This is a genomic window from Bartonella sp. AP331QHHD (assembly GCF_042195905.1).
In the GTDB taxonomy this organism is placed as follows: Bacteria; Pseudomonadota; Alphaproteobacteria; order Rhizobiales; family Rhizobiaceae; genus Bartonella.
In genome coordinates this window covers 1-14,319 of sequence record NZ_JBHIPG010000031.1, presented here as the reverse complement: position 1 = coordinate 14,319, position 14,319 = coordinate 1, and the positions used below count along the sequence as shown (strand labels likewise).

Annotated in this window: 15 protein-coding genes and 1 pseudogene; 9 read left to right on the top strand and 7 right to left on the bottom strand. The window is 39.1% G+C overall.

Features of this window, described 5'->3' with window-relative positions:
* Window positions 1–2: 2 nt before the first annotated feature.
* From ACFIMS_RS03500 to ACFIMS_RS03485, 4 genes are all read right to left on the bottom strand, one after another.
* Window positions 3–395 carry an MliC family protein gene (locus ACFIMS_RS03500; protein WP_375681198.1) on the bottom strand — a complete coding sequence of 131 codons (393 nt, stop codon included), beginning with the start codon at window positions 393–395 and terminating at the stop codon, window positions 3–5.
* Between the two features lie 17 nt (window positions 396–412).
* Window positions 413–808, bottom strand: a complete 396-nt coding sequence (locus tag ACFIMS_RS03495) for an MliC family protein (protein WP_375617422.1) — start codon at window positions 806–808, stop codon at window positions 413–415.
* 416 nt (window positions 809–1,224) lie between these two features.
* The gene (gene aroB / locus ACFIMS_RS03490; protein ID WP_375638134.1) at window positions 1,225–2,358 is read right to left on the bottom strand and encodes a 3-dehydroquinate synthase; all 1,134 of its coding nucleotides are present in this window, start codon (window positions 2,356–2,358) and stop codon (window positions 1,225–1,227) included.
* Window positions 2,333–2,965 (bottom strand): shikimate kinase, encoded by a 633-nt coding sequence (locus tag ACFIMS_RS03485; protein ID WP_375606223.1) that lies wholly within the window; start codon window positions 2,963–2,965, stop codon window positions 2,333–2,335. Before ACFIMS_RS03485 ends, aroB begins: the two co-directional genes overlap by 26 nt.
* 260 nt (window positions 2,966–3,225) lie before the next feature.
* Here ACFIMS_RS03485 and ACFIMS_RS03480 point away from each other — a divergent pair, with 260 nt between their 5' ends.
* The 3 genes from ACFIMS_RS03480 to ACFIMS_RS03470 all read left to right on the top strand — a co-directional run bounded on the left by ACFIMS_RS03480 (window position 3,226) and on the right by ACFIMS_RS03470 (window position 5,989).
* Window positions 3,226–4,164 (top strand): site-specific tyrosine recombinase XerD, encoded by a 939-nt coding sequence (locus tag ACFIMS_RS03480; protein WP_375611313.1) that lies wholly within the window; start codon window positions 3,226–3,228, stop codon window positions 4,162–4,164.
* 78 nt (window positions 4,165–4,242) lie between these two features.
* Window positions 4,243–5,199: an acetyl-CoA carboxylase carboxyltransferase subunit alpha gene (locus ACFIMS_RS03475; RefSeq protein WP_375611312.1), complete on the top strand. Its 957-nt coding sequence runs from the start codon at window positions 4,243–4,245 to the stop codon at window positions 5,197–5,199.
* A 40-nt stretch (window positions 5,200–5,239) separates the two neighbouring features.
* Window positions 5,240–5,989 (top strand): L,D-transpeptidase family protein, encoded by a 750-nt coding sequence (locus ACFIMS_RS03470; protein ID WP_375628563.1) that lies wholly within the window; start codon window positions 5,240–5,242, stop codon window positions 5,987–5,989.
* Window positions 5,990–6,872: 883 nt separating this feature from the next.
* On the opposite strand, the gene ACFIMS_RS03465 is transcribed toward ACFIMS_RS03470, so the two are convergent.
* From ACFIMS_RS03465 to ACFIMS_RS03455, 3 genes are all read right to left on the bottom strand, one after another.
* The gene (locus ACFIMS_RS03465) at window positions 6,873–7,934 is read right to left on the bottom strand and encodes a CobW family GTP-binding protein (RefSeq protein WP_375682600.1); all 1,062 of its coding nucleotides are present in this window, start codon (window positions 7,932–7,934) and stop codon (window positions 6,873–6,875) included.
* Between the two features lie 405 nt (window positions 7,935–8,339).
* Window positions 8,340–9,437 (bottom strand): D-alanyl-D-alanine carboxypeptidase family protein, encoded by a 1,098-nt coding sequence (locus tag ACFIMS_RS03460; RefSeq protein WP_375696394.1) that lies wholly within the window; start codon window positions 9,435–9,437, stop codon window positions 8,340–8,342.
* Between the two features lie 691 nt (window positions 9,438–10,128).
* Complete coding sequence (locus ACFIMS_RS03455) at window positions 10,129–10,935, bottom strand: lysophospholipid acyltransferase family protein (RefSeq protein ID WP_375628565.1); 807 nt, start codon at window positions 10,933–10,935, stop codon at window positions 10,129–10,131.
* A 129-nt stretch (window positions 10,936–11,064) separates the two neighbouring features.
* On the opposite strand from ACFIMS_RS03455, the gene thiD reads away from it, so the two are divergent.
* From thiD to ACFIMS_RS03425, 6 genes and pseudogenes are all read left to right on the top strand, one after another.
* A complete protein-coding gene (gene thiD, locus ACFIMS_RS03450) occupies window positions 11,065–11,919 on the top strand; it encodes a bifunctional hydroxymethylpyrimidine kinase/phosphomethylpyrimidine kinase (RefSeq protein WP_375612742.1) in 855 nt (284 codons plus the stop codon).
* A gap of 571 nt (window positions 11,920–12,490) precedes the next feature.
* Entirely contained in the window at window positions 12,491–12,829 is a 339-nt protein-coding gene (locus ACFIMS_RS03445) for a phage tail protein (RefSeq protein ID WP_375696393.1), read from the top strand.
* Window positions 12,795–13,154: pseudogene (locus tag ACFIMS_RS03440) on the top strand (phage tail protein); the annotation flags it as partial. The gene ACFIMS_RS03445 and the pseudogene ACFIMS_RS03440, both read left to right, overlap by 35 nt.
* Window positions 13,151–13,384: a hypothetical protein gene (locus tag ACFIMS_RS03435; protein ID WP_375696392.1), complete on the top strand. Its 234-nt coding sequence runs from the start codon at window positions 13,151–13,153 to the stop codon at window positions 13,382–13,384. The pseudogene ACFIMS_RS03440 and the gene ACFIMS_RS03435, both read left to right, overlap by 4 nt.
* Window positions 13,381–13,635, top strand: coding sequence for a tail protein X (locus ACFIMS_RS03430; RefSeq protein ID WP_375696391.1), 255 nt, complete (start codon window positions 13,381–13,383; stop codon window positions 13,633–13,635). The genes ACFIMS_RS03435 and ACFIMS_RS03430 overlap by 4 nt, the downstream gene beginning before the upstream one ends.
* Window positions 13,635–14,319: phage late control D family protein (locus ACFIMS_RS03425; RefSeq protein WP_375696410.1), on the top strand; the 685-nt coding region annotated here is incomplete at its 3' end. The genes ACFIMS_RS03430 and ACFIMS_RS03425, both read left to right, overlap by 1 nt.

Sequence of the window (14,319 nt, the reverse complement as noted above, 5' to 3'; positions counted from 1 at the left end):
CCTTATTCTGTGCTTTTTTCTTCTACACAGTGGATGGGCTTTTCTTCTTTTGGATCATTAATAAGATCGTAAAATATGGCTTCATTTTTAGTTATCCACCAAATGTATTGTCCACCCACATATTTTCCTCCAGAAGCGGCAATTACATTAGAACCAACGATGCGCTTACCGTTCCATTTTAAATCAACAAGCGCAATATTGCCAGCATTATAATAAGTTGCTTCAACATACTCTTTGCTTGTTCCCATATCGCATTGATAGGAGATGGTCTCTGTTGTTGGTTCTGGATTATCTGGTACTTCAATGACTAAAGAACTTGCTAATGCATTAATTGAACCGAGGAGGAGCACACTTAAAGTAATGAAAAATTGTTTAGTAAAAGAAATTTTTTTCATAATATTTCCCGTGTTATTTAAAATAATAATGTTGACTCATCTTTACAGAGGATAGGTTTTTTTTCTTCTGGATCCTGAGCAAGGTCATAAAGCGTGACTTCTTTGTTCTTCTCCCACCAGATGTACTGAGCTCCTGCAAATTTTGCTCCTGTTGCCGCGATGACATTAGCAGCAATGACACGATCACCGTTCCATTTGAAATCAACCAACGAAATATTGTCAGCATTAAGATAGACTGCCTCTACGCGCTCTTTACCTGTTTCAGTATCACACTGATAGGTAATGGTCTCTGTTTTGGGCTCTGGATTGTCTGGTACTTCAATGATTAAAGAACCAGCTAAGCTATTGTTTGAGCTGAAGAGTGATAAACTTAAAGCGGTGAAAAATCCTAAAATGTGCAAAGTTTTTTTCATGATGCTTCCCTATATTCCTAATATTGTGCACAAAGAATAATTTGACTGATACGATGGTGTCTACGGCAGGATTCGAACCTGCGACCCCAGGATTCATACCACTTCGATTTTCACCGCCAGCCTTATCGGCTGTTTGTGGTCTGGACTGTCTCTTCACCTTGAAGCTTTTGCTCTTTAGGTGCTGCCCGTTCAGTCTCTACACCTTTCTCTCATTTGAAAAGAGACTTGGCTCGGGATTGGCATATAGTCGCCCATGAAGCTTTCCCCGAATTTGAGCAGATTCACTTTGAGGATTTCTCCTCAAAGTGCCCAATTTCTTTAGGAATCCTGTGCTCTATCCTACTGAGCTACGCAGACATCATCATATTTAATCTTTAATAGAAGTATAAAAACGAATCAATTATATTCAATATGAATTAACGAATTTCTGTTAATTTTTGTTCCAAAAAGGATAAAACTGCATCTGGTGAAACATTTTTTGCAATAAATGATTGGCCAAGTCCGCGTGTTAATATGAAAGTCAAATTGTTTTGCGAAACTTTTTTATCTTGGGCAATGAGAGTCATTAAAGTTTCAGCATCTGGTAGAGACCCTGGGATATCCTTTAATTGTGTAGGCAATCCTATAGATTTGAAGTGCGCTTCAATGCGTTGTGTAAGCGTGGGGCTTATTAAATTTAATTGAGCAGAGAATTGATGAGCTAGAATTATCCCAATTGCTACACTTTCGCCATGGATTAAACGGTTGGAGTCATAAGCGGTTGCTGTTTCAAGCATGTGTCCAAATGTATGGCCGAGATTTAAGAGTGCGCGCTCTCCCGTTTCGTACTCATCACGTGCTACAATGGCAGCTTTAAATTGGCATGAGCGAACAATGGCCTCTGTTCGCATAGGGCCGTTAGAGAAAATTTTCTGCCCATTTTTTTCAAGCCACTCAAAAAAGTCAGGTTGGTTAATGAGACCGTATTTTACTATTTCTGCGTAGCCAGCGCGAAATTCACGCGGTGGCAGGGTATCAAGAAGACACGTGTCAGCAATAACGCATTGTGGTTGATAAAAGGCACCAATAAGATTTTTGCCATATTGGCTATTGATTCCCGTTTTTCCACCAACAGAAGAATCAATTTGTGCAAGAAGCGTTGTGGGCATTTGAATGAAGTTCATGCCACGGCGGATTATACTTGCCGCAAATCCTGCTAGATCACCAATGACACCACCGCCAAAAGCAATAACACAGTCGCCTCTTTCTAAGCGTGCAGCAAGAATTTGATCGATAACAACTTGCAGGGTTGAAAATGATTTTGATTGTTCTCCCGCTTCTACAATAATAGGGACAGTATGAATTTTATTTTTTGTTAATTCTGCTTGCAATATCTCCAAATGAAGGGAAGCAACATTTGTATCTGTAACAAGTGCCAAGCGCGTTTGATGAGGATCTTTTTTATTAAGAGCATGTTTAATTTGTGAAGCAGCTTGTGTAATCAGACCCGGACCAATGATGATATCGTAACAGTGTTTGTCCAGTTTAACAGTGACGGTTTTGGTTTGCATGCTGGTTATCCCTATTGTTAATTTCTGTGTATAGGTAGTGCTGTACGGATCGTATAACATTTTGTGCTACGGTATGACGGCTTTCTTTATGACTGTTAATTGTTAAGTTTGCCTTTGCATAGATAGGATAACGCTGTTCCATGAGTTTTTGCATGGTTTCTTTAGGATTGGCTGTTTGAAGCAGGGGACGTGTTGGGTGCTTTGAGACACGTTGCATGAGGATATCAAGATCGACTTTTAGCCATATGGATATACCATTTTGGTGAATGGCTTTTCGGATATTTTCATTTATGTAGGCACCACCACCTGTTGCTAAAACAAGGGGACTTTTTTTCATGAGGTTTAGAATAACACGCTGTTCAAGAGCACGAAATTCGGATTCACCATAAATTTCAAAGAGTTCCGTGATTGTCATTTGTGCAGCTTTTTCAATTTCTTGGTCAGAATCATAAAAAGGTAAACGAAGCATGGTGGCGACGCGTTTTCCGATCACTGATTTGCCTGCCCCCATAAGACCAACAAGGACAAGTGCTCTTTTATCAAGGGACGATAAGAGCTGATTCTTTATTTGTGTTATGGGGACGCGTTTTTGTCGATTGCTTTTCATAACTTTATTTCGGCATTTATCCATCTTAAAGTCAATTCCTGTTAATCTTTGTGAGGCATAATACGAGATAGAATATTTTTGGGTAGGTTATTGTCTTATGCCAACATTGACTAGATTTTTGATGATTCTTTTCATTTTGCTTTCTGTTCTTTTCATTATAATGGGTGCTCTTGTGGTTTGGGTTGAACCAGTAACTGTGGATATGTACATTGATGTTCCCTTGAATTCATGGAATCTTTCTACGGAAGCGAATCAATGAAATGAAAAGTGGTGCTGTGATAGATCATTTTCTTGAGATGATGAGTGCGGAGAGAGGGGCTTCGTCTCATACGCTTGCGGCTTATCAGCATGATTTGCAGTGGGCACAAGACGAATTGTCTTCACACTCTGTTTCGCTTTTTTCAGCACAAAAAGAAGATTTAATTACTCTTTTGTCACTTATGCATACTTTTGGTTTTGCGGCATCGTCGCAAGCGCGCCGTTTATCAACTTTGCGTCAGTTTTATCAATTCCTTTATGCTGAAGGGTTGAGAGCAGATGATCCCTCTCATGATATTGATGCACCTCGTCAGAGGCGTCCTTTGCCCAAAATCATGAGTGAAGATGCAGTGATAAAATTGCTTGATTTTGCGGAGTTAGAAGTCAACCAAGCAGACTATGGGTCCAAAGGTTATTTCCGTGCACTGCGTCTTCAGCTATTGATTGAAATGCTTTATGCAACAGGGTTACGTATTAGTGAGTTGGTGAGTCTGCCGGTTCAGTCTGTTCGAAGAAATGAATACAGCGTTTTGGTTCGTGGTAAGGGCAAAAAAGAACGAATGGTGCTGTTATCAAAAAAAGCATGCCAAGTTCTTTCACAGTGGTTAAATTTGCGTGATCAGGGAAAGGACGCTACGAGTTCTTATCTTTTTCCTGCGCATTCCGAGACAGGATATATTGCTCGTCAAGTCGTTGCACGAGAGTTGAAAAATCTCGCTAGAAGAGCAGGGATAGGAAGTGATAGCTTTTCTCCCCATGTGTTGCGTCATGCTTTTGCTAGTCATCTTTTGCAAAATGGTGCTGATTTGCGTGCCGTTCAACATTTGTTAGGTCATTCTGATATTGCTACCACTCAGATTTATACCCATGTGTTGGAAGAGGGACTTTATCGTTTAGTCAATGAGCATCATCCACTTGCCGATGAGCAAAAGGCTCGTTAAAGAAAAGGTGATGTTTTTGAAAAAGACTTTATAAAGCAAATTATAAGTGTATAAGTGACACTGAATGAGTTGACACAAATGTATAATTATCTTGATTTTGAAAAACCAGTTGCTGATCTTGATGGGAAAATTCTTGAATTAAAAAAAATTTCTCAGGAAAAAGGCAGTCTTGATATGAGTGACGAGATTGCTCGTCTTGAAACGCGTTCCCAAACAGCGTTGCGCGATATTTATAAAAAATTATCGCCGTGGCAAAAAACACAAGTCGCTCGTCATCCGGATCGTCCCCATTTTATGGACTATTCTAAACGCCTATTGAGTGACGTTACGCCTTTGGCCGGAGATCGCAAGTTTGCTGAAGATGAGGCTATTCAAGCGGGGTTTGCACGCTTTAAAGGTGAGGCCGTTGCTTATATCGGTCAAGAGAAAGGTCACGATACGCAAACACGTTTGCGCTATAATTTTGGTTCTGCGCGTCCAGAAGGCTATCGTAAAGCTGTACGTATTATGGAAATGGCTGACCGCTTTGGTTTGCCACTCCTCACTTTTATTGATACAGCAGGTGCTTATCCTGGGGTAAGCGCTGAAGAACGTGGGCAAGCGGAAGCAATTGCTCAATCAACAGCTACAACTTTGCGTTTGAAAGTTCCTGTGGTTTCCGTTGTTATTGGAGAAGGCGGTTCTGGAGGGGCGATAGCAATCGCGGCTGCCAACAAAGTTTATATGTTGGAGCACGCAATTTACTCTGTTATTTCACCAGAAGGAGCAGCTTCTATCTTATGGCGTGATCCAGCTCGTGCAAAAGATGCTGCAATGAATATGCGTATTACCGCTCAAGATTTGTATCGCTTAAAGATTATTGATGGCATTATTTCGGAACCTTTAGGGGGAGCGCATCGTGGCAAAGAGATTGTCATTGATGCAACGGGTGATGTTATTTCAGAAGCTTTAAAAGCTATGGCTGGAAAAGATGGTCAAGTGCTTAAACAAGAGCGAAGGGAAAAATACCTTCAAATTGGTCGATCTCTAACATAGGTTATTTTTTGTGAGGGGTGTTGGATTGGAGTTTTATTCGATGACATTTAGCAGATTCCTTGCTGTGTGTGTGTTGTTTGTAATGGGACTATTGACAGCATGTGAAGGAAGATTACCAGCCTCTATTCGCGCTAAAGTTGAGCAGCCGTTGCCGCAAGAAATCAAAAATAGAATGGTTCTGTATGATATAGATCCCTATGCACCGATTATGATGCGGTTTTTTAAGGAAGAAAATCTTGCTGAAGTTTGGAAGCAATCTCGTTCAGGACCTTTTATCTTGGTTGCTCGCTATGGCATTTGCAAATGGTCTGGTAAGCTTGGACCTAAATATAAAGAAGGGGATCTTCAGACACCAGAGGGTTTTTATACTATTAGCGCAAACCAAATGAATCCTTATTCAAAATATTATCTCTCTTTTAATATAGGATTTCCTAACCTTTATGATCAGGAAAATGGTCGCACAGGAAGCAATCTTATGGTGCATGGTTCTTGCTTTTCCGCAGGTTGTTATTCTATGAGTGATAAGAACATGGCTCAGATTTATGCGTTTGCACGGGATGCTTTTAAAGGAGGACAAAGAGAGTTTCAGTTGCAGGCTTTTCCTTTCCGCATGACCAAGGATAATATGTCACGTCATAGCAAGAATCCTCATTATCAATTCTGGGTTATGCTTAAGAAAGGTTATGATTTTTTTGAAAAAAATCGTCAACCTCCAACTGTTGAGGTTTATGGAAAACGTTACGTTTTTAATCGCGATATTGATAAAAATTCAGTTTCTCTAATGCAGTGAGTGTTATTGTATCCTACAGCACCGTAAACACTATCACTTAATAATGGTGATACAGGATATGCAAAAACTTTGCACATAAGGTGTTTAAGTGAGTAGTCAATATTTTAAAGCGCAGAGTTTTTTCATAGAGCTTTATGTAAGTAAATCATATGAAGTGGGAAGCCAAGAGGAATTTTCTCAAAGAAGTTGGATTGTTTGCACATCGTTACTGGTATCAATCTTCGTTTTTAGTGAAGAGTAAGTTAACATGAAATGTACCTCTCTTTTTATTTCTTTCAAAGAGTTTTATTCTTTTATGCTGTAAAATAGTCGTGCTGTTATATAAGATACATTCACATATTTTAAAATGCGATATTGCCTCTGTCTGATTTTGGTTTTTTTCTTAACAGGGATTTTGATTTCAATTAGCTTGAGTAAACATAGAGTTGAGCAGAATATTTTAGAACCAAGAATTTGGCCAATCGGTCTGTGAAATGAATCATATGAAGTGGTTTGCAGATGAAGCGCATTTAGAGAGAAAACAATCTGTTTGCAGATTGATGGGTATTAAATTTTTTATCCTAACAATTTGATTTATAATGATAATTTAGTGTTATTCAAGTTAAATTAGAACCCTGAATACCGTAAGATTCTCTCATTTCAAAGCCGTTCCATGTTGAATAAATTAAAACCATTTTCTTGCACGTTACAAGCGGGGATAACCGCGTGGGTGAAACTGTGCAAGAAAGACTAAAATGCTTTTTACAAACCGTCTCAAGTACCAAGGGCTTGTTTCAACATTGGGAATTAGCAAAGTGTGTAATGGTGCCGGTTTGCTTCTTTAAAAGCATAAAGATGGTGGTGCCAATGAATTTAATATTATATCATTGAAGGGGAGAAAAAATTAAAATTTTATTCCTGGAATGACCAGAGGATTTTCTAAGAGAGCTGTTTTGTCTGCAGTATCTATTGCTGGTTTATTAAAAAAAGCATTGAGGAGCTTTTGTATTGCGTCTTTTTCAACACCATCGGCAATGATGACAAAACGTGTTTGTTTTATTCCTTTTGGCCATGCCGGCAATCTTATGGGAGGATGAAAAAATGTTTGTACGCCATGTAATACAAGTGGGCGATAAGGGTCATCACGCAATGCGATAATTGCTTTAATACGTAATAATTTTGTACCATAACGCTCTTGTAGGAGATCTAAAAAAGCTTCAATTGTGGCGTAATCAACAGGACCCTCACAGTTTAGTGAAAAGGTACGAATGGTTTTATGGGGGGTATGATCATGTGGGGTAGTCGTAAGATTTTGTTTAAGTTTTGTATTTTCTACTTTTTCATCCCATAATCTGTTATTTATTAATAGATTTGAACAGAAATCTTTAGAATGGGCGTCAATGATTTGTGCTGTAGGATTCATTGTTTTAAGTGTGCTAAGGAGTGCATCTGAAAGCGTTTGTGGGTCTCTAAGATCTGTTTTGGTGAGAATGATTTTATCAGCAAATATTAATTGTTTATATATTTCAGGATAGCGCTTACATATGGAAAGTGGACTTAATGTATCAAATGTTGCAAGAACAGCATTTATGGACAATGTTTGAATAAACAATGGGTGGCTTAAAAGTATTTGTAAAATAGGGGCGGGATCAGCCATCCCTGTGGTTTCAATGATAATATGATGGAGTTGTTTGATCTGTCCTGTCTGAACGCGATTTATTAAATCAATTAATGTGTCGATGAGATCACTGCGTAAATTACAGCATAAGCAACCATTGGCAAGCTCAATAATTCCTTCTGTCGTTTTTTCAACCAGAAGGTGGTCAATACTGATTTCGCCGAATTCATTGATGATAACAGCACATTCTGTTAGAAGAGGGTCTTGTAGCATACGGTTGAGCAAAGTTGTTTTGCCAGAGCCTAAAAAACCCGTAATAAGCGTGAGAGGGATGCGCTTTATTTTCATGTTAATCATCAATCATAGTTTTGTTTTTAAAAAATATATCTCAGTATGTCTAAGCAATTTATAATGATGTCCGTGAGGGATATAATGGTTAATCCCCCATGAAATCCATTGTACCACTATCTTTACGCTTATAAAGGTAGGTGCACGTGGGTATATTATACACTTTTAGCGTCAATGTTATGATAATTTTTGGTTCTTGAAAGGACTTATAGGAAGGATTTTTATTCCTGGTTTTAATTATTTTATCTACATGTTCATCCACCTTGTGGCGCGCAAGAGACTGGTTTTATTGATTCAACAAATACAGATTTGAAATGAGAGAATCTTACAATACTTGTGGTTTTGACATAAGGTACAAAATAATTAATTATCATTATAAATCAAAGTATTATAATTAATTGTAGATTATGATTTATGGCTTTTTATAGAATGGTTTGCGTGCCTTTTATACGGAATATAGGGTTTTCTTAGTGGTTTTACTGTCATTTTAGGTGTTTGTGGCGTATGAATGAGGTGTACTGATAAAGGATGAGAAAAAGAAGGTGGAGCAGTGATAAAAGGTGAGGTGAGAATAATATTTCCTTGATCATCATATGAATTTGCATGCATTTTTATGGCTTCAGGTGTGCATGTTTGTTGTCTCATATTGTTGGCTTGTGTTATGTTGCTCCCATAAGGTTTTAATGTTGCTAGTGTTAATTGGGGGCTTCCTTGGTGCAAAAATCCTATTTCAAGAAGTTGTGCAGCTTTTTCCTCTCTTTCACTTATGTTGTTAGCACCTAGAATGACAGCAATAATTGTACGTTTATTGCGGGTGGCTGAGGCAACAAGATTAAAACCAGAGGCACAAATAAATCCTGTTTTCATACCGTCTATCCCATAAAAACGGCCAATGAGGTTGTTTGAGTTATGTTGGATTTTTCGATTATTACCAAAATCAATGGCTGGAATAGAAAAATAATGAGCATATTGTGGAAATTCTCGACGTATTTGAACGGCTAAAAGAGCAATATCGCGTGCCGTGGAGTAGTTTTGAGGATCTGGTAAACCACTTGCGTTCGCAAAATGGGTGCCAAACATGCCTAAACGTTTAGCTTCGCTATTCATTTTACGTACAAAATCTTTCTGTGAACCCGCAACAGCTTCACTCATGGCAATGGCTAAATCATTGGTAGATTTAACCATGGTGATACTTAAGGCTGTATCAAGTGTGAGTACAGAACCAGCTTTATAGCCTGAACGATATGAGGGAGCTTTTGCGGCGTATTCGCTGATGGTGATATGTTTGTTTGGTGAAACTTCCCCTCGGCTCATGGCACGAAAAATAACATAAGCGGTCATTAATTTTGTCAAGGAAGCAGGATACCAACGCTCAAAAGCTTGATTATGTTTTAAGATACGCCTCGTTGTAACATCAACAGAAATAAAAGGCTGCGCTAGAGCAACAGCGCTGGATAAACTCAAAATCACAGAAAAAAATAAATTATAGAAGAGACGTCGCATTAATTTAAATCTAGTTCCCTCTTATTCGTTATTTAGAATTGTTTTAATGTAGCACACAAAGCATTTAAGTCTAGGATAGGAAGGAAAGATGGTTAATTGCTGTATCCGTTGTGTCTGTGGGATAAAAACCAATTCTCATTTTTATTTTCCCCTTGAATTTGGTTTGATGACTTAAGTATCTCAAGAAATACTTTTTAAATAATGAAGATTGTACAAGATTTCAGGCTCTTGGAGGGATTGAATTTCTCAGAAAGGAATGAATCTGCATAATCATGCATTTTTCTTGCTCTCCTGTTAGGATAGCCCTTGGCACTTGAGACGGTTCGTAAAAAGCATTTTAATCTTTTCTTGTATCGTTTTATTCACACAGATATCCCCGCTTGTAATGTGTAAGAAAATGATTCTAATTGATTCAACCTAGAATAGATTTGAAATGAGAAAATCTTACGGTATTCAGGGTTCTCATTCAAGTTGAATAACGCTAAAACATCCTTATAAATCAATGAGATGTATGTTATTTAAATGATTTTAAAGAGAGGAAGAATTCTTTTTCAAAAAAATTTACACATTGATCATTTCTTATCATGTACAAGTGTTTTACAATTTTAAATTAGAAAGTTTGAAGTATCTTTCTTATATTTTTTTCCCTATACTCCGCTCAATATACAAAGTTATGCATTATTCTTATCAATCAGTGCATTGTTTCATGTTGATTTAGTTTTTGAAGTTTCTGAACAGCGTATGGTGGCATAGGAGGAGGGGTAGGGTCTTGAGCTGCTAAGAGAAGCAGTTCATCACACGCTTTTTCAGTTTTTTGGACAAGTTGATCTAGAAAATCACGTTTGCTTAAACCAGCCTCTATCGGGGGAAGAATACGGACACGAATTGTTCCGGGATAGCGGCGAAAATTATTGCGTGGCCAATATAAACCCGCATTGTGTGCAATAGGGACAACTTGAAGTCCTAATTCATTATAGAGCGCGACAATTCCTGACTTATAATCTGGTTCTTGACCGGGTTGTCGGCGTGTTCCTTCGGGAAAAATCAAGATTTGGCGCCCTTGTTTTACTTTCTCTTTTGCTTTTTGTATAATCATTTTTAAGGCTTTGATGGGTGTTGTGCGGTTAATGGGGATAATTTGCGTTTTTGCCATATACCAGCCAAACAATGGAATCCACATCAATTCACGTTTTAAAATGAGAGTGGGATCATCAAAATAAGGAACAAGACTGAAAGTTTCCCAAGCCGATTGATGCTTTGGAGCAATGATATAGGGTCCTTTGGGAAGATTTTCTAAACCTTCAATCTCATAACTTGTGCCTGCGATGTATTTTTGCAAAAAGAGTGTAACGCGCGCCCATGTTTTAGGGACAATCCATGCCTTTTTGCGGGGCATTAAAAAATAAACGGGAGCGTAAAGAATCATTTGTATGAAAGTTGTTGTATAAAAAGCGAACGTAAAAAGAATAGAACGAAGGATAAGCACTACATTTTCCATTTTATATCTATAAGAAGACTTCATATATAATATAATTCACATGAGAAAACATCTTCTTTATGTTTTTTCAAGCATCTATTTTTTCGGTAACTCATTTTCCGATATTTAAAAACAGAAGGAAAGAGGTTAATGGAATTACAAAAAGATAAACTTTTTATTCCACGGATTTTATCTATTGCGGGAACAGATCCTTCTGGTGGCGCTGGAATGCAGGCGGATTTGAAGGTTTTTTCAGCTATGAAAACTTATGGTATGAGTGTGGTTACAGCTGTTGTTGCACAAAATACTCAGGGTGTGCGTTCTTTTCAGGCATTAGATGCTTCTTTTGTTGCAGATCAAATTGATTCTGTTTTTGAGGATATCCATGTTGATGCCGTTAAAATTGGTATGGTTGCAAATGCTCAGATTGCACAGGTTATTGCAGAACGTCTTGCTTATCATAAAGCGCGTTTCATTGTTTTTGATCCGGTTATGGTTGCAAAAAGTGGTGATGTTCTTTTAAAGTCTGATGCAATTGAAATTATGCGTGATGTTCTTGTGCCGATGTCAACTTTGATCACGCCAAATTTGCCTGAAGCTGCACTGTTATTGGGGCGTGAAGTGCAATGGTCTTTAGAGACTATGTATCAATATGCTCCACGACTCTTGGCGCTAGGGTGTCATGCAGTTTTGTTAAAAGGGGGACATTTGAATACGCTGACCAAAAATAGTACAGAAAATTACGATTGTTCTAGTCCAGATCTTTATTGTGATTGTGAAAACCTTGTTATACTTGAAGCCTCTCGTCTTTCAACTACTCATGATCATGGGACAGGGTGTACCATTTCTGCTGCCATTGCAGCTCTGTTACCTACCCAACCTTTGGATTGCGCTGTTAAACAAGCAAAAGATTATTTGCATGGCGCTTTAACTGCCTCAGATGCTTTAAAAGTAGGGAAAGGGCGAGGGCCGCTTCATCATTTTTATGCATTATGGAAAGATTAATACAACGGTTGATAGTGAAAAATCTTCACTCTATGAATTTGTTTCGTCATTATATGATGTTTTGGACTTATGACTGATAAATGTTAGCGTATTGTAGCTTAACAGTTATTTTGTATTAAGAAGGATAAGAAAAAATGTTATAATTTGCTTCTTTTATATATTTTTTACGATTAATCTATCCTGTTTTAGAGGCAATTTTGAGTATAAAAAAGAGAGCAAGGAATTGTAAAATCAGGATTTGATAGCAAAAAGAGTAGAGGGAAAGACCTTTTACAAGGCGATATTAAAGCTAGCGGATCCACTATATTCGCTGTTTCTTATATTGGTGGCAAAACAGCCATTCAACCGATTGCACAATTTGCGGGGGCTTCTCCTGTAAATTCATCTGCGAGAGAGCAAAGAGACAAAGACCGTTCCCCCATCACACACAATCAAAATGTCACGGTACATGTTAATGGTGCCCGTGATCCTGTTGTCACTGGTCGTGCGGTTGCCCATGCTTTGCAACGGGCACGCGCTAATGCGCTGCATGGCGGGACAGAGTAATGATACAATCAAGGAGAGGGCGTCTATGAGAGATTCTTTGCTGATGTTAGGTCCACATCTCTTTTACGTGGACTGGCTAAATTTCCAATCCTTTGAAGAAGAGTTTTCTGCCTCATGGGTTTGTATGGAGCGTTTTGGCAAGGCACCCAGTTTGCAATTTACCGGCTATGGCAATGATGCAAAGACCATTCATGGAGTTTGGTTTCCAGAAGAATTTGGTGACCGGGTAGCGATAGATGCCATCACTACAACTATTCGAAGAGCAAAGCCTGTCCAGATGCTTCGTTGGATTAATGATACGACCTATAGTGTCCTTCTCCATGGACNAGGCACCCAGTTTGCAATTTACCGGCTATGGCAATGATGCAAAGACCATTCATGGAGTTTGGTTTCCAGAAGAATTTGGTGATCGGGTAGCGATAGATGCCATCACTACAACTATCCGAAGAGCAAAGCCTGTCCAGATGCTTCGTTGGATCAATGATACGACCTATAGTGTCCTTCTCCATGGATCCGTAGTAATCACCACGATCAATAAAGACCATGACTATATCAGTCGCTCTGGTCAATCCCAGCGCATCCGCTATTCCATTACGCTCTTGCCCTTTTTTAATGGCGGAAAACCACAAGGACAATACCAAGAGGGACAATATCAAATGGGGTATTACCAAGAGGGACAAACTCTATGAAGATACCAGAAAAACATGTTGTTGTAGAGCTAGAGGATATGAGCCTCGATCTCCTTTGCTTTCACCATGTCATGGCTGTGTTAGGGGACCGTTCTCAAGTTGGGGGACTAAACNGCTCTGGTCAATCCCAGCGCATCCGCTATTCCATTACGCTCTTGCCCTTTTTTAATGGCGGAAAACCACAAGGACAATACCAGGTGGGACAATACCAAGTGGGACAAACTCTATGAAGATACCAGAAAAGCATGTTGTTGTAGAGCTAGAGGATATGATTCTTGATCTTATCTGCTTTCACCATGTCATGGCAGTGTTCAGAGACCGCATCCAAGTTGGGGCACTAAACGGTTATTTAGAAGCCACACTGGAAGCCAATCCAGAGATTGCCAAATATGGTGTGTTTTTATCGCGGGGCTTAAAGGTCATTCTGCCTGAATTTGTGTTGTCTAATCCTCAAAGCATGGTGAAGCGGTTATGGGATTAATGCGTACACACCCTTTTATTGCGGTCAAGGTGGGAGACAAACCTGTTCATGAGGTTTTTTACCAGCGTCTTTTAACCGCAACGATTACGGACCATGCCGGTAATGAAGCCGATACATTTGAAGCAGAGTTTGACGATAGTGGCAATGATTTAGAGGTTCCCTCAAGCAACAGTGCGCTACAGGTGATCTTTGGCTATGAGAACAGCATCAGTGCCTTTATGGGGTGTTTTGTTGTGGAGTCAGTGGTCAGTTGTGGTGGCAGTGATGGAGAAATCTTGCGCCTTTGTGGCAAAAGTGCCTCGATGCGTAAAGAGCTAAAAGAACAGGTGAGTGAACATTTTGACCACAAAACTGTTGGTGAGATTGTTGAGACACTTGCCAAACGCCATGGCTATCAAGCAAAGGTCAGTCCCCAGTTCACTCAACAAACTTTGCCTTATGTGATTCGTACAGATCAATCGGCTGTTGATTTTTTAACTCGCCTTGCCGATCGCATGCGGGCGCGTTTTTTAATCAAAGACAATAAGTTTTTGTTTTTAAGCGGAGATAACTTACCAGCACTCGAACTTCATAAGCACGACTGTTCCAACTGGGAATTTACATTAGAGCCACGTACGCAATATGGCACCATTGAAGCTTCTTATTTTGATCGCTCAAAAGGGCAGCAATGCCAAGTCAAACATC